Origin of the sequence: Phreatobacter cathodiphilus (assembly GCF_003008515.1) — a bacterium.
Lineage (GTDB): Bacteria > Pseudomonadota > Alphaproteobacteria > Rhizobiales > Phreatobacteraceae > Phreatobacter > Phreatobacter cathodiphilus.
Genome location: NZ_CP027668.1, coordinates 1,651,399 through 1,668,889, shown reverse-complemented (window position 1 = coordinate 1,668,889; position 17,491 = coordinate 1,651,399). Strand labels below are relative to the sequence as shown.

The 17,491-nt window shown below is 68.8% G+C and carries 23 protein-coding genes; 18 read left to right on the top strand and 5 right to left on the bottom strand.

What is annotated here, in order from left to right; translation table 11 throughout:
• The first annotated feature begins 2 nt into the window (after positions 1-2).
• The 13 genes from C6569_RS08160 (at position 3) to C6569_RS08105 (ending at position 10,568) form a co-directional block, all read left to right on the top strand.
• The gene (locus tag C6569_RS08160; RefSeq protein WP_106748380.1) at positions 3-587 is read left to right on the top strand and encodes a HupE/UreJ family protein; all 585 of its coding nucleotides are present in this window, start codon (positions 3-5) and stop codon (positions 585-587) included.
• Positions 588-610: 23 nt separating this feature from the next.
• Positions 611-862: a DUF1272 domain-containing protein gene (locus tag C6569_RS08155; RefSeq protein ID WP_106748379.1), complete on the top strand. Its 252-nt coding sequence runs from the start codon at positions 611-613 to the stop codon at positions 860-862.
• Positions 859-1,170, top strand: a complete 312-nt coding sequence (locus tag C6569_RS08150) for an urease subunit beta (RefSeq protein ID WP_106748378.1) — start codon at positions 859-861, stop codon at positions 1,168-1,170. The genes C6569_RS08155 and C6569_RS08150 overlap by 4 nt, the downstream gene beginning before the upstream one ends.
• 60 nt (positions 1,171-1,230) lie before the next feature.
• A complete protein-coding gene (locus C6569_RS08145) occupies positions 1,231-1,488 on the top strand; it encodes an AbrB/MazE/SpoVT family DNA-binding domain-containing protein (RefSeq protein ID WP_215905799.1) in 258 nt (85 codons plus the stop codon).
• Positions 1,485-1,895: a type II toxin-antitoxin system VapC family toxin gene (locus C6569_RS21920; RefSeq protein WP_181313953.1), complete on the top strand. Its 411-nt coding sequence runs from the start codon at positions 1,485-1,487 to the stop codon at positions 1,893-1,895. Before C6569_RS08145 ends, C6569_RS21920 begins: the two co-directional genes overlap by 4 nt.
• An 11-nt stretch (positions 1,896-1,906) precedes the next feature.
• The gene (gene ureC, locus C6569_RS08140; RefSeq protein ID WP_106748376.1) at positions 1,907-3,622 is read left to right on the top strand and encodes an urease subunit alpha; all 1,716 of its coding nucleotides are present in this window, start codon (positions 1,907-1,909) and stop codon (positions 3,620-3,622) included.
• A gap of 226 nt (positions 3,623-3,848) precedes the next feature.
• Positions 3,849-4,583, top strand: coding sequence for an urease accessory protein UreE (locus C6569_RS08135; protein ID WP_106748375.1), 735 nt, complete (start codon positions 3,849-3,851; stop codon positions 4,581-4,583).
• On the top strand, positions 4,576-5,271 hold the full coding sequence (locus tag C6569_RS08130) for an urease accessory protein UreF (RefSeq protein ID WP_245898269.1): 696 nt from the start codon (positions 4,576-4,578) through the stop codon (positions 5,269-5,271). Before C6569_RS08135 ends, C6569_RS08130 begins: the two co-directional genes overlap by 8 nt.
• Positions 5,272-5,274: 3 nt before the next feature.
• On the top strand, positions 5,275-5,895 hold the full coding sequence (ureG, locus tag C6569_RS08125) for an urease accessory protein UreG (RefSeq protein WP_106748373.1): 621 nt from the start codon (positions 5,275-5,277) through the stop codon (positions 5,893-5,895).
• Between the two features lie 101 nt (positions 5,896-5,996).
• The gene (locus C6569_RS08120; RefSeq protein WP_106750951.1) at positions 5,997-7,517 is read left to right on the top strand and encodes a UxaA family hydrolase; all 1,521 of its coding nucleotides are present in this window, start codon (positions 5,997-5,999) and stop codon (positions 7,515-7,517) included.
• 168 nt (positions 7,518-7,685) lie between these two features.
• Entirely contained in the window at positions 7,686-8,738 is a 1,053-nt protein-coding gene (locus C6569_RS08115; RefSeq protein ID WP_106748372.1) for a TRAP transporter substrate-binding protein, read from the top strand.
• 4 nt (positions 8,739-8,742) lie between these two features.
• On the top strand, positions 8,743-9,252 hold the full coding sequence (locus C6569_RS08110; protein ID WP_106748371.1) for a TRAP transporter small permease: 510 nt from the start codon (positions 8,743-8,745) through the stop codon (positions 9,250-9,252).
• Positions 9,249-10,568: a TRAP transporter large permease gene (locus C6569_RS08105; protein WP_106748370.1), complete on the top strand. Its 1,320-nt coding sequence runs from the start codon at positions 9,249-9,251 to the stop codon at positions 10,566-10,568. Before C6569_RS08110 ends, C6569_RS08105 begins: the two co-directional genes overlap by 4 nt.
• Here C6569_RS08105 and C6569_RS08100 read toward each other — a convergent pair.
• Both C6569_RS08100 and C6569_RS08095 read right to left on the bottom strand, forming a co-directional pair.
• Positions 10,565-10,942 carry an Ig-like domain-containing protein gene (locus C6569_RS08100; RefSeq protein WP_106748369.1) on the bottom strand — a complete coding sequence of 126 codons (378 nt, stop codon included), beginning with the start codon at positions 10,940-10,942 and terminating at the stop codon, positions 10,565-10,567. The two genes, C6569_RS08105 and C6569_RS08100, sit on opposite strands and share 4 nt — an antisense overlap.
• 75 nt (positions 10,943-11,017) lie before the next feature.
• Complete coding sequence (locus tag C6569_RS08095) at positions 11,018-11,344, bottom strand: hypothetical protein (RefSeq protein ID WP_146144760.1); 327 nt, start codon at positions 11,342-11,344, stop codon at positions 11,018-11,020.
• Between the two features lie 125 nt (positions 11,345-11,469).
• On the opposite strand from C6569_RS08095, the gene C6569_RS08090 reads away from it, so the two are divergent.
• Positions 11,470-11,934 carry a PaaI family thioesterase gene (locus tag C6569_RS08090; protein WP_106748367.1) on the top strand — a complete coding sequence of 155 codons (465 nt, stop codon included), beginning with the start codon at positions 11,470-11,472 and terminating at the stop codon, positions 11,932-11,934.
• A gap of 10 nt (positions 11,935-11,944) precedes the next feature.
• Positions 11,945-12,748: a crotonase/enoyl-CoA hydratase family protein gene (locus C6569_RS08085; RefSeq protein ID WP_106748366.1), complete on the top strand. Its 804-nt coding sequence runs from the start codon at positions 11,945-11,947 to the stop codon at positions 12,746-12,748.
• Here the strand turns inward: C6569_RS08085 and C6569_RS08080 are convergent, their stop codons facing one another.
• On the bottom strand, positions 12,749-13,837 hold the full coding sequence (locus tag C6569_RS08080; protein ID WP_106748365.1) for a malate/lactate/ureidoglycolate dehydrogenase: 1,089 nt from the start codon (positions 13,835-13,837) through the stop codon (positions 12,749-12,751). It lies immediately after the preceding gene.
• A gap of 144 nt (positions 13,838-13,981) precedes the next feature.
• Between C6569_RS08080 and C6569_RS08075 the strand changes: the two genes are divergently transcribed.
• Positions 13,982-14,815: an alpha/beta fold hydrolase gene (locus C6569_RS08075; RefSeq protein WP_106748364.1), complete on the top strand. Its 834-nt coding sequence runs from the start codon at positions 13,982-13,984 to the stop codon at positions 14,813-14,815.
• Here C6569_RS08075 and C6569_RS08070 read toward each other — a convergent pair whose 3' ends face one another.
• Together C6569_RS08070 and C6569_RS08065 are read right to left on the bottom strand one after the other, a co-directional pair.
• Complete coding sequence (locus C6569_RS08070) at positions 14,816-15,640, bottom strand: OmpA/MotB family protein (protein ID WP_106748363.1); 825 nt, start codon at positions 15,638-15,640, stop codon at positions 14,816-14,818.
• Positions 15,641-15,647: 7 nt separating this feature from the next.
• The gene (locus C6569_RS08065; RefSeq protein ID WP_106748362.1) at positions 15,648-16,418 is read right to left on the bottom strand and encodes a motility protein A; all 771 of its coding nucleotides are present in this window, start codon (positions 16,416-16,418) and stop codon (positions 15,648-15,650) included.
• 157 nt (positions 16,419-16,575) lie between these two features.
• Here C6569_RS08065 and C6569_RS08060 point away from each other — a divergent pair, with 157 nt between their 5' ends.
• Together C6569_RS08060 and C6569_RS08055 are read left to right on the top strand one after the other, a co-directional pair.
• Positions 16,576-16,773 (top strand): hypothetical protein, encoded by a 198-nt coding sequence (locus C6569_RS08060; RefSeq protein ID WP_106748361.1) that lies wholly within the window; start codon positions 16,576-16,578, stop codon positions 16,771-16,773.
• Between the two features lie 71 nt (positions 16,774-16,844).
• The gene (locus C6569_RS08055; protein ID WP_106750950.1) at positions 16,845-17,486 is read left to right on the top strand and encodes a glutathione S-transferase family protein; all 642 of its coding nucleotides are present in this window, start codon (positions 16,845-16,847) and stop codon (positions 17,484-17,486) included.
• Positions 17,487-17,491: the final 5 nt, after the last annotated feature.

Genomic DNA, 17,491 nt, shown 5'->3' with positions numbered 1-17,491 from the left:
CCATGCGCTCCCTTCGCCTCGTCCTCACCGCCGCCGCCCTGACCGCCGCCACGGCGGCGGAGGCCCATACGGGCCATGGTGCGACCAACGCCTTCACGTCCGGCTTCGCCCATCCGCTCGGCGGCTTCGACCACCTGCTGGCCATGGTGGCGGTCGGCCTCTGGGCGGGCCTCGCCGGGGGCAGGGCGCTCTGGCTCTGGCCGGCCGCCTTCGTCGGGGCGATGGTGCTGGGGGGTGCGCTCGGCATGGCGGGCCTGCCCATGCCCTTCGTCGAGCAGGGCATCGTCGCCTCGGTGATCGTCATCGGCCTCGCGGCGGCGCTGGCCTTCAGCCCCTCGCTCGCCACCGGAATCGCCGTCGCGGCGCTGGCCGGCCTGTTCCACGGCCATGCCCACGGGACGGAAGTGCCGGCCGACGCCTCGGGCCTCGCCTATGCCGCGGGCTTCGCCCTTTCGACCGCGCTGCTGCACGCCTGCGGCATCGCCGTGGCGGTCATCGCCACCCGCTTCACCGTGCCGGTCGCGGCGCGCGCCGCCGGCGGCCTGACGGCTGTCGCCGGCGTGGTGCTCGCCGCCCGCTTCTTCTGATCCGCGTCCACCGGGAGGTTCGCATGCTGGATCTGCGCCCGAACTGCGAATGCTGCGACCGCGATCTGCCGCCGGACGCATCCGACGCCATGATCTGCACCTTCGAGTGCACGTTCTGCGCCGATTGCGCATCGGAGAAGCTCGGCGGCACCTGCCCCAATTGCGGGGGCGAACTGGTGCGCCGCCCGGTCCGGCCGGCCGCCAAGCTCGCCCGCTTCCCGGCCTCGACCACCCGTGTCTTCAAGCCGCAGGGCTGCGCGGGAGCCGCGCCATGAAACCCGGCGAGATCATTCCGGCCGAGGGCACGGTCGAGCTCAACCAGGGCCAGAACAGCGTCGTGCTGACGGTTTCCAACACCGGCGACCGGCCGGTGCAGGTGGGCTCCCACTACCATTTCTACGAGACCAATCCGGGCCTCGCCTTCGACCGCGAACAGGCCCGCGGCATGCGTCTCGACATCCCGCCGGGCACGGCCGTGCGCTTCGAGCCGGGGCAGACCCGGGAGGTGACGCTGGTGCCCTATCGCGGCTCGCGCACCGTCTATGGCTTCCGCCAGTCCGTCATGGGTCGGTTGAACGAGTGACCATCATTCCTTACACTAGACGAGCGAATGTAAGGAGGGCGCATGCGGTACAGGGCCAGGATGACCTCCAAGGGTCAGCTCACCTTGCCGGTCAAGCTGCGGGAATCCCTCAACCTCAAGGCTGGGGACGAGGTCGTCTTCATCGAGAACGAGGCGGGGACCGTCGTGCTGGCGGCCGGCCGTCCGAGCCTCGCCAGCCTGCGGGGCGTCGTCCGCCTTCCCGAAGCGCAGATCGACGAGTGGATCGACGAGGCACGATCGGCGCGGGGCCAGGCTGCCCTTCCCGTCACCCGCAGCCCCGCGGGGCGCGGCGCGTGATCGGGCTCGACACCAACGTCCTGCTGCGCTGGCTGATCGACGATCCCGAGGCCGCGGGCGAGCAGCCGTCGCAGATCGATCTTGTCCAACAGGCCATCCTGGACAGCGACGAGACCTTCTACGTCAACCACGTGGTTCTGGCGGAGACGATGTGGGTGCTCCGCAACAGGGCGGGACAGAGCAAGGAGGCGGTCTGCGCCATCGCGGCCCGTCTGCTGCATGCGAGCAACATCGAGGTTCAGGATCGGCGGGTCGTGGAGGCCGCGATCTCGAGCTTCGCCAAGGAGCCCGGCGACTTCGCCGATCATCTGATCGGCCAGATCAACCGGGCCGCACGATGCACCACGACGCTGACCTTCGACCGAAAGGCCAGCAAGAGCCCGACCTTGTTCAAACGCCTCGGCTAGTAGAGGGACACATGCCCTACAGGATGACGCGCGGCGCCTATGCCGACATGTTCGGGCCGACGGTGGGGGACAAGGTGCGGCTCGCCGACACCGAGCTCTTCGTCCAGGTCGAGAAGGACTTCACCACCTATGGCGAGGAGGTGAAGTTCGGCGGCGGCAAGGTGATCCGCGACGGCATGGGCCAGAGCCAGGTGACCAACCGGGCAGGGGCGGTCGACACGGTCATCACCAACGTCCTGATCATCGATCACTGGGGGATCGTGAAAGCGGATGTCGGCCTCAAGGAGGGCCGCATCGCCGCCATCGGCAAGGCCGGCAATCCCGACGTCCAGCCGGACGTCAACATCATCATCGGTCCGGGCACCGAGGCGATCGGCGGCGAGGGCAAGATCCTCACGGCGGGCGGCATCGATACCCACATCCACTTCATCTGCCCGCAGCAGATCGACGACGCGCTGATGAGCGGGCTCACCACCATGCTCGGCGGTGGCACCGGGCCTGCCTCCGGCACGACGGCGACGACCTGCACGCCCGGCCCCTGGCACATCACGCGCATGCTGCAGGCAGCGGAAGCCTTCCCGATGAACCTCGCCTTCGCCGGCAAGGGCAATGCGGCGCTGCCGGACGCCCTCGTGGAGCAGATCGAGGCGGGGGCCTGCGCCCTCAAGCTGCACGAGGACTGGGGCACGACGCCCGCCGCCATCGACAATTGCCTGTCGGTCGCCGACGATCACGACGTACAGGTGATGATCCATACGGACACGCTGAACGAGAGCGGCTTCGTCGACGACACGATCGCGGCGCTGAAGGGCCGCACCATCCACGCCTTCCACACGGAAGGCGCCGGCGGCGGCCATGCGCCCGACATCATCAAGGTCGCCATGGTGGAGAACGTGCTGCCGTCCTCCACCAACCCGACCATGCCCTACACCGTGAACACGATCGAGGAACATCTCGACATGCTCATGGTTTGCCACCACCTCTCGCCGTCCATCCCCGAGGACGTCGCCTTCGCCGAGAGCCGCATCCGCAAGGAGACCATCGCCGCCGAGGACATCCTCCACGACATGGGCGCGCTCTCCATCATGGCCTCCGACAGCCAGGCCATGGGGCGCATCGGCGAGGTGATCATCCGCACCTTCCAGACCGCCCACAAGATGAAGGTGCAGCGCGGGTCGCTGCCGGAGGACGTCGGCACCGGCGCCGACAATTTCCGGGTGAAGCGCTACATCGCCAAGGTGACGATCAACCCGGCCATCGCCCACGGCCTGTCGAAGCACATCGGCTCGGTGGAGGTGGGCAAGCTCGCCGATCTCGTCCTGTGGGAGCCGAAGTTCTTCGGCGTGAAGCCGGCCCTCGTCATCAAGTGCGGCACGATCGCGGCGGCGCCCATGGGCGACCCCAACGCCTCCATCCCGACGCCGCAGCCGATGCACTACCGGCCGATGTTCGGCGCCTTCGGCAAGGCGATGACCGCCTCCTCGGTCACCTTCGTCTCGAAGGCGGCCTATGAGAAGGGCGTGCACGAAAAGCTCGGCCTCGACCGCATCGTCCTCCCCGTGGAGAACGTGCGCGGCGGCATCTCCAAGAAGAGCCTCATCCACAACGGCGCGACGCCGCATATCGAGGTCCATCCCGAGACCTACGAGGTGCGCGCGGACGGCGAGCTCATCACCTGCGAACCGGCGAAGGAGCTGCCCATGGCGCAGCGCTACTTCCTGTTCTGAGGTTCGCCAGCGTGCCGTATTTGCGCTATTGCCTCCTTCGAGGCGCACTCCGCTCGCACCTCAGGATGAGGAGGGTTGAGACTGGCATCGGTGTCGGACGACGCGCGATGTCTTCGCTTCATCCCGTGGTGCATTGCAGTCGCGCCTCATCCTGAGGCGCGAGGCGACAGCCGAGCCTCGAAGGACGCGCTTCAGTTCTGCAAGGCGTCCAGGACAAGAGACACACATGATCCGCGCGACCGAAGTCCTCGCCCCCCGTTCCTTCGCCGAGACCGCCGTCGTCGACCGCGTCGTGCTCGATTATGACGATCGCCACCGGCGCCGCCTGGCGATGGAGGGGGTGGAGGGCACGGCCTTCCTGCTCGATCTGCCGGAGGCGGTGCCGCTCGTCTCCGATTCGGGGTTGAAGCTGGAGGACGGCCGCGTCGTCATGGTGGTGGCCGCCGCCGAGCCGCTCGCGGAGATCCGCACCAGCGATCCCAACCACATGGTTCGCGTCGCCTGGCACCTCGGCAACCGCCATCTGCCGACCCAGATCATGGGCACGCGGCTGCGCATCCGTCGCGACCACGTCATCGAGGACATGGTGCGCGGGCTCGGCGCCAAGGTGGTGCCGATCGAGGCGCCCTTCGACCCCGAGGGCGGCGCCTATGGTCACGGCACGGTGACGGGTCACGACCATGGTCACTCGCACGGCCATTCCCATGCGCATGATCATGGGCATTCGCACGACCACGGGCATTCCCACAGTCATTCGCATGCACATGACCATGGTCACGCCCCCAGCCATTCGCACAGCCATTCGCATGGTCACGCTCCGGCGCCGAAGCGCGACGTCCTCACGGTGCAGACCGCCGGCCATGTCCACGACGATTCCTGCGGCTGCGGCCACGACCACCACGGCCACGACCATGGCCACGACCACGGCCATCATCACGGCCACGACCACAAGCATGGCTGAGCCGGCGGCCGCCCCGGCGGCGCTCTACCGTCTGCTCGCCTGGATGTCGCCGGCCTATCCGGTCGGCGCGTTCAGCTATTCGCACGGCATCGAATGGGCGGTCGAGGCCGGCGACATCACGGACCTCGCCAGCCTCGTCGACTGGCTGGGGCTCGTTCTCGCCGAGGGCTCCGGGATCGCCGACGCCACCTTCTGCGCCCACGCCCATCGCGCGGTGGCGGCGGGCGAGGGCAGGGCGCTCGCCGAGGTCGCGGAACTGGCGCTCGCCTTCCAGCCCTCCAAGGAGCGGCGGCTGGAAACCACCGCCCAGGGCAATGCCTTCATGGCCGCGACCGAGGCCGCCTGGCCGGCGGCGCCGCTCGCGCTCGTGCGCGCCGCATGGCCGGACGCCGTCGCCTATCCCGTGGCGGTGGGCGCGGCGACCGCGGCCCACGGCATCGACGAGGCGACGGCGCTCAACGCCTTCCTGCACGCAGTTGCGGCGAACCTCATCTCGGCCGCCGTGCGGCTCGTCCCGCTCGGCCAGACCGACGGCCAGCGGGCGCTCGCCGCCCTCGAGCCGGTGGTGACGGCGACGGCGGCGGCGGCGCGCGCCCTCGCCCTCGACGACATCGGCGGCCACGCCCTGCGCTCGGATCTCGCGTCCATGCGCCACGAAACCCAGTATACTCGCCTGTTCAGGAGCTGACCCATGGCCTCACCCCACGGACCCCTGCGCGTCGGCATCGGCGGCCCCGTCGGCTCCGGCAAGACGGCGCTGATGGACGCGCTCTGCAAGGCGCTGAGGCAGGACTTCGAGATCGCCGCCATCACCAACGACATCTACACCAAGTGGGATGCCGAATACCTGATGCGGTCCGGCGCGCTGCCGACCGAGCGCATCATGGGGGTGGAGACCGGCGGCTGCCCGCACACGGCCATCCGCGAGGACGCCTCCATCAACCTGGCGGCGGTGGCGGAAATGCGAGCCAAGTTCCCCGAGCTCGATCTGATCCTGATCGAATCGGGCGGCGACAATCTCGCGGCGACCTTCTCGCCGGAGCTCGCCGACATCACGATCTACGTCATCGACGTGGCGGCGGGCGAGAAGATCCCGTCCAAGGGCGGACCGGGCATCACCCGCTCCGATCTCCTCGTCATCAACAAGACGGACCTCGCGCCGCTGGTGGGCGCCGATCTCGGCAATATGGACCGCGATTCGAAGCGCATGCGGGGGCAGCGGCCTTTCGTCTTCACCAACATCAAGACGGGAGACGGGGTCGCCGAAGTCGCCCGCTTCGTGCGCGAGAAGGGCGGGCTCGCGGCCGGCTGAGGCGGGGCCGGCTCTCGCGTCGGACCTCTTCCCTTAAACCGGTTGAAAGGCCATGATCCCCGGCAATGACGGCCGAGTGGCCGCTGTGCCGGGAGAGCCCCATGACCACCCAGCCCCGCTTCATACGCCTCGCCGCGGAGGACAATGTCGTCGTCGCCGTCGACATCATCGACGCCGGCAAGAGGGTGGACGGGGTGACCGCCACGGCCCGGGTGATGAAGGGCCACAAGATGGCGACGAAGCCGCTCGCGCAGGGCGCGCCCATCGTCAAATACGGGCAGATCATCGGCTTCGCCTCGCAGCCGATCACGCCCGGAGACTGGGTGCATACCCACAACTGCGCCTTCGCCGCCTTCGAGCGCGACTATGCCTTCGCGCGGGACGCGAAACCGGTGGACGTCCTGCCGCTGGAGCAGCGCGCCACCTTCCAGGGGTTCCGCCGGACGAACGGGCGGGCCGGCACGCGCAACTACATCGCCATCCTCACCTCGGTGAACTGCTCGGCCTCGGTTGCGCGGTTCATGGCAGAGGCGGTCAACCGGTCGGGCATGCTCGCGGAATTCCCCAACGTCGACGGCGTCATTCCGCTCGTGCACGGCACGGGCTGCGGCCTGGCGAGCGAAGGCCTCGGCTTCGACATCCTCGAGCGCACGATCTGGGGCTACGCGACCAATCCCAACGTCTCCGCCGTACTGATCGTCGGGCTCGGCTGCGAGGTGTTCCAGATCCCCCGGCTGATGAAGGATTACGGCATCGAGCCCGGCGACCGCTTCCAGTCCATGACCATCCAGGAGACGGGCGGGACGAAGAAGTCGATCGAGGCGGGCATGGCGCGCATCCGGGAGATGCTGCCGATCGTCAACCAGGCGCAGCGCGAGACGCTGCCGGCTTCCGAACTCTGCCTCGCGCTCCAGTGCGGCGGTTCCGACGGCTATTCCGGAATCACCGCCAATCCCGCCCTCGGCAAGGCGGTCGATCTCCTCGTCCGCCACGGCGGCACCGCCTGCCTGTCGGAAACGCCGGAAATCTACGGCGCCGAGCATCTCCTGACACGCCGCGCCGAGAGCCGCGAGGTCGGCGAGAAGTTGGTCGACATCATCCGCTGGTGGGAGGGCTATACGGCCAAGCACGAGGGCTCGATGGACAACAATCCCTCGCCCGGAAACAAGGCGGGCGGCCTGACCACCATCCTGGAGAAGTCGCTCGGCGCCGCCGCCAAGGGCGGCTCCACGACGCTGCGCGGTGTCTACCACTACGCGGAAAAGATCGACCGCGCCGGCTTCGTCTACATGGACACGCCGGGCTACGATCCCGTGGCGGCGACGGGGCAGGTGGCCGGCGGCTCGAACCTCCTGTGCTTCACCACTGGCCGCGGCTCGGCCTATGGCTGCAAGCCGACGCCCTCGATCAAGCTCGCGACCAATTCCGACATCTACGCCCGGATGATCGACGACATGGACATCAACTGCGGCGACGTGCTGGACGGGGTGTCGCTGGAGGACAAGGGCAAAGAGATCTTCGACCTGATCCTCAGGACCGCCTCGGGCGAGAAGACCAAGTCGGAGCTGCTCGGCTACGGAGACAACGAGTTCGTGCCCTGGCAGATCGGCGCGACCATGTGATCCGGCCGCCGGCGTCCGTAGTCCTGCGCAGGCCGATTTAGTCGGATATCCAACCAAATGCCTTGCGACGGGCACCCGCCCGCCGCTATCGTCGCGCGCAAAGCATCAAGACGCCATCAACGGCGCCGGCCCCAGGGCCTCCCGAGGAACGTTGACGAGGATTTCGCCATGACGCTCACCCGTCGCCATGCGCTGGCTCTGGCCGGCGCTGCCGTCGCAACCCCCGCCGTGATGCGCACGGCCTGGGGCCAGTCCCCGCAGGTGACGCTGCGCCTGCACCACTTCCTGCCGCCCGTGTCGAACGCTCATCAGCGGTTCCTGCTGCCCTGGTCGCGCAAGGTTCAGGAGGCCTCCGGCAACCGGATCAAGATCGACATCTTCCCCTCGATGCAGCTCGGCGGGGCCCCGCCGCAGCTCTTCGATCAGGCGCGCGACGGCGTCGCCGACATCGTCTGGACGCTTCCCGGCAACACGCCCGGCCGCTTCCCTGCCACCGAGGCGATGGAACTGCCGTTCATCGCCGGCAAACGCGGCGTCACCAATTCCAAGGTGATGGCCGAGCTGGGCCCGACGCATTTCTACAAGGAATATTCCGAGGTCCAGCCGCTCTGCCTCTGGGCGCACGATCACGGTCTGATCCATTCCAACAAGCAGGTGAAGACCCAGGCCGACCTGCAGGGCCTGAAGCTGCGCTTCCCCACCCGCCAGGCGGGCGAGGCGCTCAGGGCGCTCGGCGCCACGGCCATCGGCATGCCGATCCCGCAGGTGCCGGAGGCGCTGGCCCAGGGCGTCATCAACGGTGCCGTCGTGCCCTGGGAGGTCGTGCCGGCGCTGCGCCTGCACGAGCTGGTCAACCACCACACGGAGATTCCGGGTTCGCCGACGCTCTATACGGCCACCTTCATCCTCGCCATGAACAAGGCGAAGTACGAGGGTCTGCCGGCGGACCTGAAGAAGGTCATGGACGACCATTCCGGCATGATGGCCGCCGTGATGGCGGGCGAGATGTGGGACGAGCGCGGCCGTACCGTCGCCGAGATGGTCAAGGGCCGTTCGCGCAACACGATCACCGTCCTCGCCGAGGACGAGGCGGCGAAGTGGCGCGCCGCCACCCGGCCGGTCGAGGAGGCCTGGATCAAGTCGGTCAAGGATCGCGGCCTCGACGGGCAGAAGATCGTCGACGACGTCAGGGCTGCCGTCGCCAAGCACATGGCGGCCTGACCGCATGACGCAGGAGGGGGCCGAGCAGCGGGGCGTTCCGGCTCCCGGGATCATCGACGCCGTGACGCGGGCGCTCGCCATCCTCGGCGGGCTCCTGATGCTCGCTGCCGCGGTGATGGTGACCGTGTCCGTTCTGCTGCGCTGGCTGTTCCGTTCCGGCGTGCAGGGCGACTTCGAGATGGTGCAGATCGCCACCGCCGTGGCGGTCTTCGCCTTCCTGCCCTATTGTCAGATCCGCTGCGGCAACGTCTTCGTCGACACCTTCACGCTGCGCACGCCCGACTGGCTCAACCGCAATCTCGACCGCCTCTGGGACCTCGTCTATGCCGGCTTCGCCGTGCTCATCGGCTGGCGCCTGATGGCCGGCGGCCTCGACGCCATCTCCTCGCGCACCAGTTCCATGGTGCTCGCCATCCCCATCGGCTGGGCGATCCTGGCCACCGCGCTGATGGCGCTGTTCCTCGCCTTGGTGACGCTGACCACGGCCCTGCGCCTCGGGCGGGCCGACCGATGAGCGGCGCCGCCGTCGCGGCTGTCGGCTTCGCCGGCATGCTGGTCCTGCTCGTTCTCAGGATGCCCATCGGGCTCGCCATGCTGACGGCGGGGTCCATCGGCTATGCCTGGTTCACTAGCTTGCCGATCTTCCTCAACTACATGAAGACGACGCCCTATCACCTGTTCGCGAACTACACGCTGTCGGTGATCCCGCTCTTCATCCTGATGGGGGCCCTGGCGGAGAAGTCGGGCCTCTCGACGGCGCTGTTCCGGGCGGCGGCGAGCTTCCTGGGCCACCGCCGCGGCGGGCTCGGCATGGCGCTGATCGGCGCCTGTGCCGGCTTCGGCGCCATCTGCGGCTCCTCGGTCGCGACCACCGCCACCTTCGGGCGGGCGACGCTGCCGGAATTCAAGCGCTACGGCTACGACCAGGGCTTCGCCACCGGCATGATCGCGGTGGGCGGCACCCTCGGCATCCTCATCCCGCCCTCGGTGATCCTCGTCGTCTATGCCATCACCACCGAACAGAACATCGCCAAGCTGTTCATGGCGGCGCTGATCCCCGGCCTGCTGGCGGCCGTCTTCTACTGGATCGTCATCGCCGTCATGGTGCGGCTGAGACCCGAGGCGGGCCCCGCCGTCCACCGGGTCGGCTGGGCGGAGCGCTGGCGCGCCCTCGTCGGCGTCTGGCCGGTGATGCTGATCGCCACGACGGTGGTCGGCGGCATCTACGGCGGGGTGTTCACGCCCACCGAGGGCGCTTCCATCGGCTGCATCGCCATGCTGGTGGTTGGGGTGGTGCAGGGCGGGCTCGGCTGGAGCGAGATCAAGGCCTCGCTGATCCAGACCGCCGAGACCTCGGCGATGATCTTCATCATCCTGCTCGGCGCCGAGGTGTTCAACGGCTTCCTCGCCCTGTCGCAACTGCCGGCGACCGCCGCCGAACTGGTGACCCAGTCGGGCCTGCCGCCCTACGGCGTCATCGTCGGCCTGCTGGTCTTCTACATCATCCTCGGCGGCGTCATGGACGAGCTGGCCATGATCCTCCTGACCCTGCCGATCTTCTTTCCCATCGTCACGGCCCTCGACCTCGGCATGATGCCGGACGACATCGCCATCTGGTTCGGCATCCTGGTGCTGATGGTGGTCGGTATCGGCCTGACGGCGCCGCCCATCGGGCTCAACGTCTTCGTCGTCTCCGCCATCGCGAAGGACGTACCGATCCTCGCCACCTATCGCGGCGTCATTCCCTTCGTGGTGGCGGACGTGGTGCGGCTCGGCCTCGTCGTGGCGTTCCCGGCGCTGGCGCTCTGGCTCGTCAATCTGTTGAGCTAGCGGGCCTGCGGCACGTCCACGTCGACGTGGAGTTCGGACGTGCCGCTGCCGATGCTGCTGGTCCCCGTCACGGCGATGACGAAGCGGTCCCGGCCGGCGAAACCGGGGCGGGGCGTATAGACGACCCCGGTGCGCCCGTCGGGGACAACCCGGCCGCCGCGCGGCCTTTCGACCACCTGGAGCGCCTCGAAGTGGCTGCGTTCACCCGCCTGCAGGCTGATGCGGCAGGGCTCGCCAGCCACCATCATGGCGACGCGACCGGGCTGTCCCATGACGAAGGGCCGAGCGGAGATGTTGCAGAGGGCGGATGCCGAACTCGTCGCGGCGGCGAGGGCCGCGCCGGCCATGGCGAGGGAGAGGAACGGGTGCCGCATGTCGGCCTCCTTGGCGGCGCCTTCAGGCGCGTCGGTGAAGCCCCCGTTCCCGACATGGGGCTCCTCCGCACCGCGTCAAGGGCGGCCGAGCCGCTTGGCGTTGGCCCTCGCCCGTCGCGCGGCGGGACGCGCCGCCGCGACGCCGATGGCCAGCAGGCCGTGGGCGACGTCGTCATGCGACAGCCGGCCCGTGGCGCTGCGCAGGGCGAGGCGGCTGGCCTCCATGGCCGCGTCGAAGGACCCCTGCGTCGCCGCGTCGACCTTCTCCGCGATCATCTGCACCGCCTCGCTGCGCGTCGACAGGTCCCAGATCGTGGCGGGGTCGCTCATCAGCATCATGCGATGGGTGATGGTGACGGCCGACGCGACAGCCGTCGCAGCCGACAGGGTGACGGCGCTCATCGCGGCCTCGGTGAAACGTGGCATGTACCAGAAGAGCAATGCGATCCCTCAACCGACCAGCCGGCTTGCAGTAAGATAGGCGAGTTTGCGACGCTCTGCCCGGATTTGAACGAAGGTGACCGCGCATGGCTGCCGCGCAGCAGGAGTTTTCCCCGAAGGATGCGGATTTTGAAGCCCGCGCCCGCGCCAGTTTCGCCCGCCAGACCATGATGACCACCCTCGGCATGAGCCTCGGGCCGGTCGCGCCGGGCCTCGTCGAGATGACCATGCCCTATGCGCCGCACATCCTGCAGCAGCACGGCTTCGTCCATGCCGGCGCCATTTCCGCGCTCGTCGACAATGCCTGCGGCTTCGCGGCGATGACGCTGATGCCCCGCGGCACCGGCGTGCTGACGGTGGAGTTCAAGGTCAACATGATGTCGCCCGGCAAGGGCGATCGCTTCATCGGGATCGGACGCGTCGTGCGGCCGGGCAAGACGGTCATGGTGACGCTCGGCGAGTGCTTCGCCGAGACGGGCGGGGAGCGCAAGCTCATCGCCATGATGACGGCCACCATGATGGTGGTGCAGACACCTGGCATCGTCGATTGAGGAGAGCGTCATGACCGATCTCGCCGTCGAGACCTCGGGGCCCGTGACCACCTTCATCCGCACCCGCTCGGCCGCACGCAATGCGATGAACCCGGCCGGCGCCGAGACCCTGGAGGCGGCCCTGCTCGCCTTCGAGGCGGACGAGACCGCGAGCGTCGGCGTTCTCTGGGGCGCGGGAGGGGCCTTCTGCGCCGGCTTCGACCTGAAGCATGCGGCGGCGGCACCGGGCGGCACGCCCTTCGGCGGCGACCTCGACATTCCAGACGGGGACACCGGGTGGCCGCGCGGACCGATGGGGCCGACACGGCTGATGCTGTCGAAACCCGTCATCGCCGCCATCGCCGGCCCGGCGGTCGCCGGCGGCATGGAGATCGCGCTGTGGTGCGACCTCAGGGTGATGGAGGAGGACGCCTATATGGGCGTCTACTGCCGGCGCTGGGGCGTGCCGCTGATCGACGGCGGCACGGTGCGGCTGCCGCGCCTCGTGGGGCAGGGGCGGGCGCTCGACCTGATCCTGACCGGCCGCAAGGTGGACGCGGAGGAGGCCCTGCGCATCGGCCTCGCCGACCGGGTGGTGCCGAAGGGCACCTCGCGCGAGGCGGCGGAGGCCCTGGCGCACGAGATCGCCCGCTTCCCGCAAGGGTGCCTGCGCGCCGACCGCGCCTCGGCCCTGTCGCAGTGGGACCTGAGCCTGCCCGAGGCGCTGCGCAACGAATGGCGCACCTCCTCGGCCATGGCCGTCAGCGAGGGGATCGCGGGGGCAGGGCGCTTCGCCGCCGGCAAGGGGCGCGGCGGCGATTTCGGCTCGATCTGATCAGCGCAGCGCCGCCTTGATGACGTTGTCGCCGATGCCGAGGGCGGCCGCCGTGGCGGCGATGGCGTCCCAGGTGCCGTCCGAGAGGGGCACGCCGTCCTTCAGCTTCTTCGACCGGGAGCGCAACTCGGCCTCGCCCGGCACCAGCACCTCGCCGCCGGGCTCTACCGGGCGCGCGCTCTTGTAGTAGGCGACGTAGTCGGCGCATTCGGCCGGGAAGAAGCCGTCGGGATCGACCACCTTGGGGTCGATATAGATGGACATCATGCCGTTGCAGAACCGCTTGTCCGGCCCGGTGGCGCCGGCGCCGGTCAATGCGCCGCCGAGGATCTCGCACATGAAGGCGAGGCCCGAGCCCTTGTGCTCGCCGAAGGCGCGGATGGCGCCGGGGCCGTTCATCGGGTCGCGGGTGCCGGGACCGGCGGGATAGGGGCCGTAGAGGACGGCGGGGTCGCCGCTCCTGGTGCCGTCGGGGGAGATCAAAGCGTCCGGCGGGATGGGCTTGCCGCCCATGGAGGCGACGAGGACCTTGCCCTCGGCGACCAGCGAGGTGGCGAAGTCGAGTAGCAGCGGGGGCTCGCCCGGCCGCGGCACGCCGATGCAATAGGGGGCGGTGGAGAGCCGCCGGTCGACGCCGCCGTGGGGGGCGACGAGGATCGAGCCCACCACGTTGACGAAATGGATGGAGACCAGGCCTTCGGCGGCGGCCATCTCGGCGAAATCGCCGATGCGGCCGAGATGGCCGGCCTTGCGCAGGGCCACCGCCGCGAGTCCGTTCTGCTTCGCCTTGGCGATGCCGATGCGCACGGCCTGCGGGCCGACGGTCTGGCCGAAGCCGTAGTGGCCGTCGAGCACGGTGATGGCAGGCGTGTCGACGATTGCCGTGACCGACTTGCCGGCCTCGACGCGGCCTTCCTTCAGCCAGTCGACATAGCGCGGCACGCGGGCGACGCCGTGGCTGTCGTGACCGGTGAGGTTGGCCTCCGTCAGGTAGTGCCCGATGCGCCGGGCCTCCTCGGCGTCGCAGCCCGCCCGTTCGAATACCGTCGCGACGAGCGCTGCGAGGCGCTCCGCATCGACTATGGCCATGTTATTTCCTCCCGATGTTTCGGCGATCATGAACGGGCGGGAGGCCGGCGGAAAGGGGCGCGCCGGCACGGTCGGCCTGCATGGCACACGCTTCCGGCGTGGCCACCGGCGGTCTAGGCTGGCGGGGTCCGAGGAGCGCTTTCCATGTCCAAACCCTATCCCATGCTGACCGCCGGCCGCCTGGAGCGCCCCGACGGGGCGGTGATCCACTACGAGACGGGTGGCGAGGGGCCGGCCATGGTCTTTGCCCACGGTCTCGGCGGCAATCACCTGAGCTGGTGGCAATCGGCGCCGGTCTTCGCCCAGTGGCACAGGGTGGTGACCTTCTCTCACCGCGGCTTTGCGCCCTCCACCGCGCCCGGTGGCGTCGCCGATCCGACGCTCTATGCCGGCGATCTTCTCGCCCTGCTCGACCATCTCGGCATCGCCAAGGCGGTGATCATCGGCCAGTCGATGGGCGGTTGGACCTGCGTTGAGACGGCGCTGGCCGCCCCCGAGCGCGTCGCCGGGCTGGTCATGGCCTGCACGACCGGCTCCTTCGATTATGACGGTTTCGGCGATCCGCAGGTGCAGGCCTGGCGCCAGGCCATGCCCGCGCGGCTCGCGGACTTCACCGCCCGCGGCATTCACCGGGCGGCCGGCGAGCGCATGGCAGAGGACAATCCCTCACTGCACGCCCTCTACCAGGGCATCGACCGGCTGACCTATGGCCTCGACAAGGACGATGTGGGCAAGCGAATCCGCGCCATGCGCACGCGCGGCGCGGCCGATGCCGCCCGCATGACCTGCCCGGCGCTGTTCGTGATCGGCTCGGAGGATCCGCTGATCTGCCCGCGGGGGATCGAACTCGTCGCCGACAGCTGGCCGAGCGCTTCGACCCACAGGGTCGAGGGCGCCGGGCATTCCGTCTATTTCGAGCACGCGATCCGGTTCAACAAGGTCGTCAACGAGTTCCTCGGCATGATCGGCTGGACCTGATCAGTTGCCGAGGAAGGCGCGCGGCGCGACCGGCGCTTCCTTCATGAGCAGGATGGACACCCGCCGGTTGGCGGCGAGATAGGGATCGTCGGGAAACATCGGCTCGCTGTCGCCCTTGCCGATGACCGCGAAGATGCGGTCCGGCGGCAGGCCGTGCTCCTCCATGATCATGCGGACGGCGTTGGCCCTGTCGGCGGTCAGGTCCCAGGGCCCGTAGCCGGGCCGCCCGAGGACGCGCGAGCCGGAAGTGTGGCCGGTAATGGTGACGCGGTTGGACAATTGCCGCAGGGCCGGGGTCAGCGCCGCGATGAGGCGGCGCGTGCGCTCGTAGGGCTCGCGGCCGTCCGGCGGGAACATGGCGCGGCCGTCCTGGTCGACGATCTGGATGTCGAGCCCGTCCGGGCGCTCCTCCATGATGACGTTCTTGGAGAGTTCGGCGATCTCCGGGAAAGCCTGCAGCGCCTGGCGCAGGCTGGCGGCGGCGAGCGCCATGCGGCGGTCGGCCATGGCGTTGATGGCGTCCGGGTTGCGCTCGTCGGTTCGCGGCGCCGGCCGGTCGGTCGGTGATTCGGGGGTGGAGGAAAGGTTCTGGATGAAGGGCCGGGTCGGGATGCCGTGCAGCTCGATCATGCCCGTGAGGCTGGTGTTGCTGGTCGTGCCGAAGGCCTCGCGGAACGAGCCCGTCATCATGTGCTTCTTGCGCTCGTCCTGATTCGAGGTCGCGACGAGCACGACGAAGAAGGACATGAGCAGGGCCATGAGATCGGCGAACGTGACATACCAGCCGTGGCCGCCGGCATGACCTCCACCCTTGCGCTTTGCCATGGTGACCTCAGGCGGCTTCGGCCAGTGCGTGGCGATCGTGCGGCGTCAGATAAGCCAGCAGCATCTCCTTGACGACCTGCGGGCTCTTCTGATTGCGGATCTGGATGACCCCGTCGATGATGATCGAGCGGTTGAGATCCTCCTCGGCCATCTTCAAGTGGCATTTGTCGGCGATCGGCAGACAGACGAAGTTGGACACGACGGCGCCGTAGAGCGTGGCGAGCAGCGCCATGGCCATGATCGGGCCGAGCTTGGAGGGGTCGGTCATGTTGGCGAACATGTTGACCATGCCGAGGATGGTGCCGACCATGCCGAAGGCGGGGGCGCAGTCGCCGATGGAGCGATAGACCTTCTGGGCTTCGTCGAGCTGCGCGTAGACGTTGTCCTTGTCCGTCTCCATCGTCTGGCGGATGAAGTCGGCGTCGTAGCCGTCGGCGATGTAGCGGATGCCCTGGGCGAGGGTAGCGTCCGACACGTCCAGCTTCTCCAGCGCGTTCGGACCCTGCTTGCGGGCGACGTCGGCGATGCGGGCGAGCTCCTCGACCAGTTCGCGCGGGCTCGACTGCGGCATGGCGAGGACCGCCTTGAACCCCATCGGCAGGCTGTGGGCGATGACGCCGAGCGGGAACCGCGCCATGGTCGCCACGGCCGAGCCGCCGAAAATGATGATGACCGCGTGCTTGTCGAAATACTGGGCGAAATTGCCGCCGTCGATCATGATGAGGGTGACGATGACGCCGATGGCCCCAACAAGCCCGAGGATTGTGGCGATATCCATCGTGGTCTCCGAACGCGCAACCTTGCTGGTAACGGACTGTAGAAGGCGGCACCTAAGACTTGTTTAAGGTTGCCAGGGGCTTGCCGTTTTCGGGCGACTTGCGGAGGCCGCCATGCGGGCGGTAAAGGGCATCTGTCATCCAGGGAGACGTTGAGCCATGAAGAGACAGATCCTCGCGGGCCTGACCGTCGTCGCCATGGCCGGGCTCGCCGGCTGCGCCCAGACCCAGCCCGCGGCGCCTCCCGGGCCGCCGGTGGTCAATGCGACGCCGCCGCCGCTGCCGCCGGATCCGGCCCTCGGACCCCATGCGAACCAGGGTGAGGGCCAGCCGCAGGGCAATCGCCGCCGGCGCTGAGGCTCCGCCACCATTTCGCCATGGCGCGCCGCTTCCCTGCGTCATTCCGTCTCGCCAGTCGCGGGGTCATCGTGGCCGCCTATCGCCTTCACTGTTTCGCCCAGTCGGGCAACGCCTACAAGGTCGCGCTCATGCTGTCGGCCTGCGGGCTCGACTGGGAGCCGGTCCTCGTTCGCTTCTTCGACGGGGCGACGCGCGATGCCGTCTGGCGCCAGGACGTCAACGCCATGGGCGAGGTGCCGGTTCTGGAGCACGAGGGCCGGCGGCTGTCGCAATCGGGTGCCATCCTGACCTATCTGGCGCGGCGGACGGGCCAGTTCGCCGCCACCAACGAGGACGAGGAGCTCGACATCCTCCGCTGGATCCTCTTCGACAACCACAAGTTCACCAGCTATTTCGCCACCCACCGCTTCATGCTGTCGCTCGCCGGCAAGCCGGCCGACCCCGCCGTGCTGTCCTTCCTGCGCGGGCGGGTCGACGGCGCGCTGTCGCTGGTGGACAAGCACCTTTCGCAGACGCCTTTCCTGGTCGCCGGCCGCCCGACCATCGCGGACATGTCGATCGCGGGCTACATGTTCTATCCGCAGACCGAGACCGGCTACGACATCGAGGCCGGCTACCCCCACCTCCATGCCTGGCGGGAGCGGATGGCGGCGCTGCCCGGATGGAAAGCGCCCTACGACATGATGCCCGATGCCCTGCCTGCGGCCTGAACGGA

Excerpts from the sequence above, each read along its gene's own strand:
- C6569_RS08160 (WP_106748380.1), top strand. The coding sequence starts at position 3 with ATGCGCTCCCTTCGCCTCGTCCTCACCGCCGCCGCCCTGACCGCCGCC.
- C6569_RS08155 (WP_106748379.1), top strand. The coding sequence starts at position 611 with ATGCTGGATCTGCGCCCGAACTGCGAATGCTGCGACCGCGATCTGCCG.
- C6569_RS08150 (WP_106748378.1), top strand. The coding sequence starts at position 859 with ATGAAACCCGGCGAGATCATTCCGGCCGAGGGCACGGTCGAGCTCAAC.
- C6569_RS08145 (WP_215905799.1), top strand. The coding sequence starts at position 1,231 with ATGACCTCCAAGGGTCAGCTCACCTTGCCGGTCAAGCTGCGGGAATCC.
- ureC (WP_106748376.1), top strand. The coding sequence starts at position 1,907 with ATGCCCTACAGGATGACGCGCGGCGCCTATGCCGACATGTTCGGGCCG.
- C6569_RS08135 (WP_106748375.1), top strand. The coding sequence starts at position 3,849 with ATGATCCGCGCGACCGAAGTCCTCGCCCCCCGTTCCTTCGCCGAGACC.
- C6569_RS08130 (WP_245898269.1), top strand. The coding sequence starts at position 4,576 with ATGGCTGAGCCGGCGGCCGCCCCGGCGGCGCTCTACCGTCTGCTCGCC.
- ureG (WP_106748373.1), top strand. The coding sequence starts at position 5,275 with ATGGCCTCACCCCACGGACCCCTGCGCGTCGGCATCGGCGGCCCCGTC.
- C6569_RS08120 (WP_106750951.1), top strand. The coding sequence starts at position 5,997 with ATGACCACCCAGCCCCGCTTCATACGCCTCGCCGCGGAGGACAATGTC.
- C6569_RS08115 (WP_106748372.1), top strand. The coding sequence starts at position 7,686 with ATGACGCTCACCCGTCGCCATGCGCTGGCTCTGGCCGGCGCTGCCGTC.
- C6569_RS08110 (WP_106748371.1), top strand. The coding sequence starts at position 8,743 with ATGACGCAGGAGGGGGCCGAGCAGCGGGGCGTTCCGGCTCCCGGGATC.
- C6569_RS08105 (WP_106748370.1), top strand. The coding sequence starts at position 9,249 with ATGAGCGGCGCCGCCGTCGCGGCTGTCGGCTTCGCCGGCATGCTGGTC.
- C6569_RS08100 (WP_106748369.1), bottom strand. The coding sequence starts at position 10,942 with ATGCGGCACCCGTTCCTCTCCCTCGCCATGGCCGGCGCGGCCCTCGCC.
- C6569_RS08095 (WP_146144760.1), bottom strand. The coding sequence starts at position 11,344 with ATGAGCGCCGTCACCCTGTCGGCTGCGACGGCTGTCGCGTCGGCCGTC.
- C6569_RS08090 (WP_106748367.1), top strand. The coding sequence starts at position 11,470 with ATGGCTGCCGCGCAGCAGGAGTTTTCCCCGAAGGATGCGGATTTTGAA.
- C6569_RS08085 (WP_106748366.1), top strand. The coding sequence starts at position 11,945 with ATGACCGATCTCGCCGTCGAGACCTCGGGGCCCGTGACCACCTTCATC.
- C6569_RS08080 (WP_106748365.1), bottom strand. The coding sequence starts at position 13,837 with ATGGCCATAGTCGATGCGGAGCGCCTCGCAGCGCTCGTCGCGACGGTA.
- C6569_RS08075 (WP_106748364.1), top strand. The coding sequence starts at position 13,982 with ATGTCCAAACCCTATCCCATGCTGACCGCCGGCCGCCTGGAGCGCCCC.
- C6569_RS08070 (WP_106748363.1), bottom strand. The coding sequence starts at position 15,640 with ATGGCAAAGCGCAAGGGTGGAGGTCATGCCGGCGGCCACGGCTGGTAT.
- C6569_RS08065 (WP_106748362.1), bottom strand. The coding sequence starts at position 16,418 with ATGGATATCGCCACAATCCTCGGGCTTGTTGGGGCCATCGGCGTCATC.
- C6569_RS08060 (WP_106748361.1), top strand. The coding sequence starts at position 16,576 with ATGAAGAGACAGATCCTCGCGGGCCTGACCGTCGTCGCCATGGCCGGG.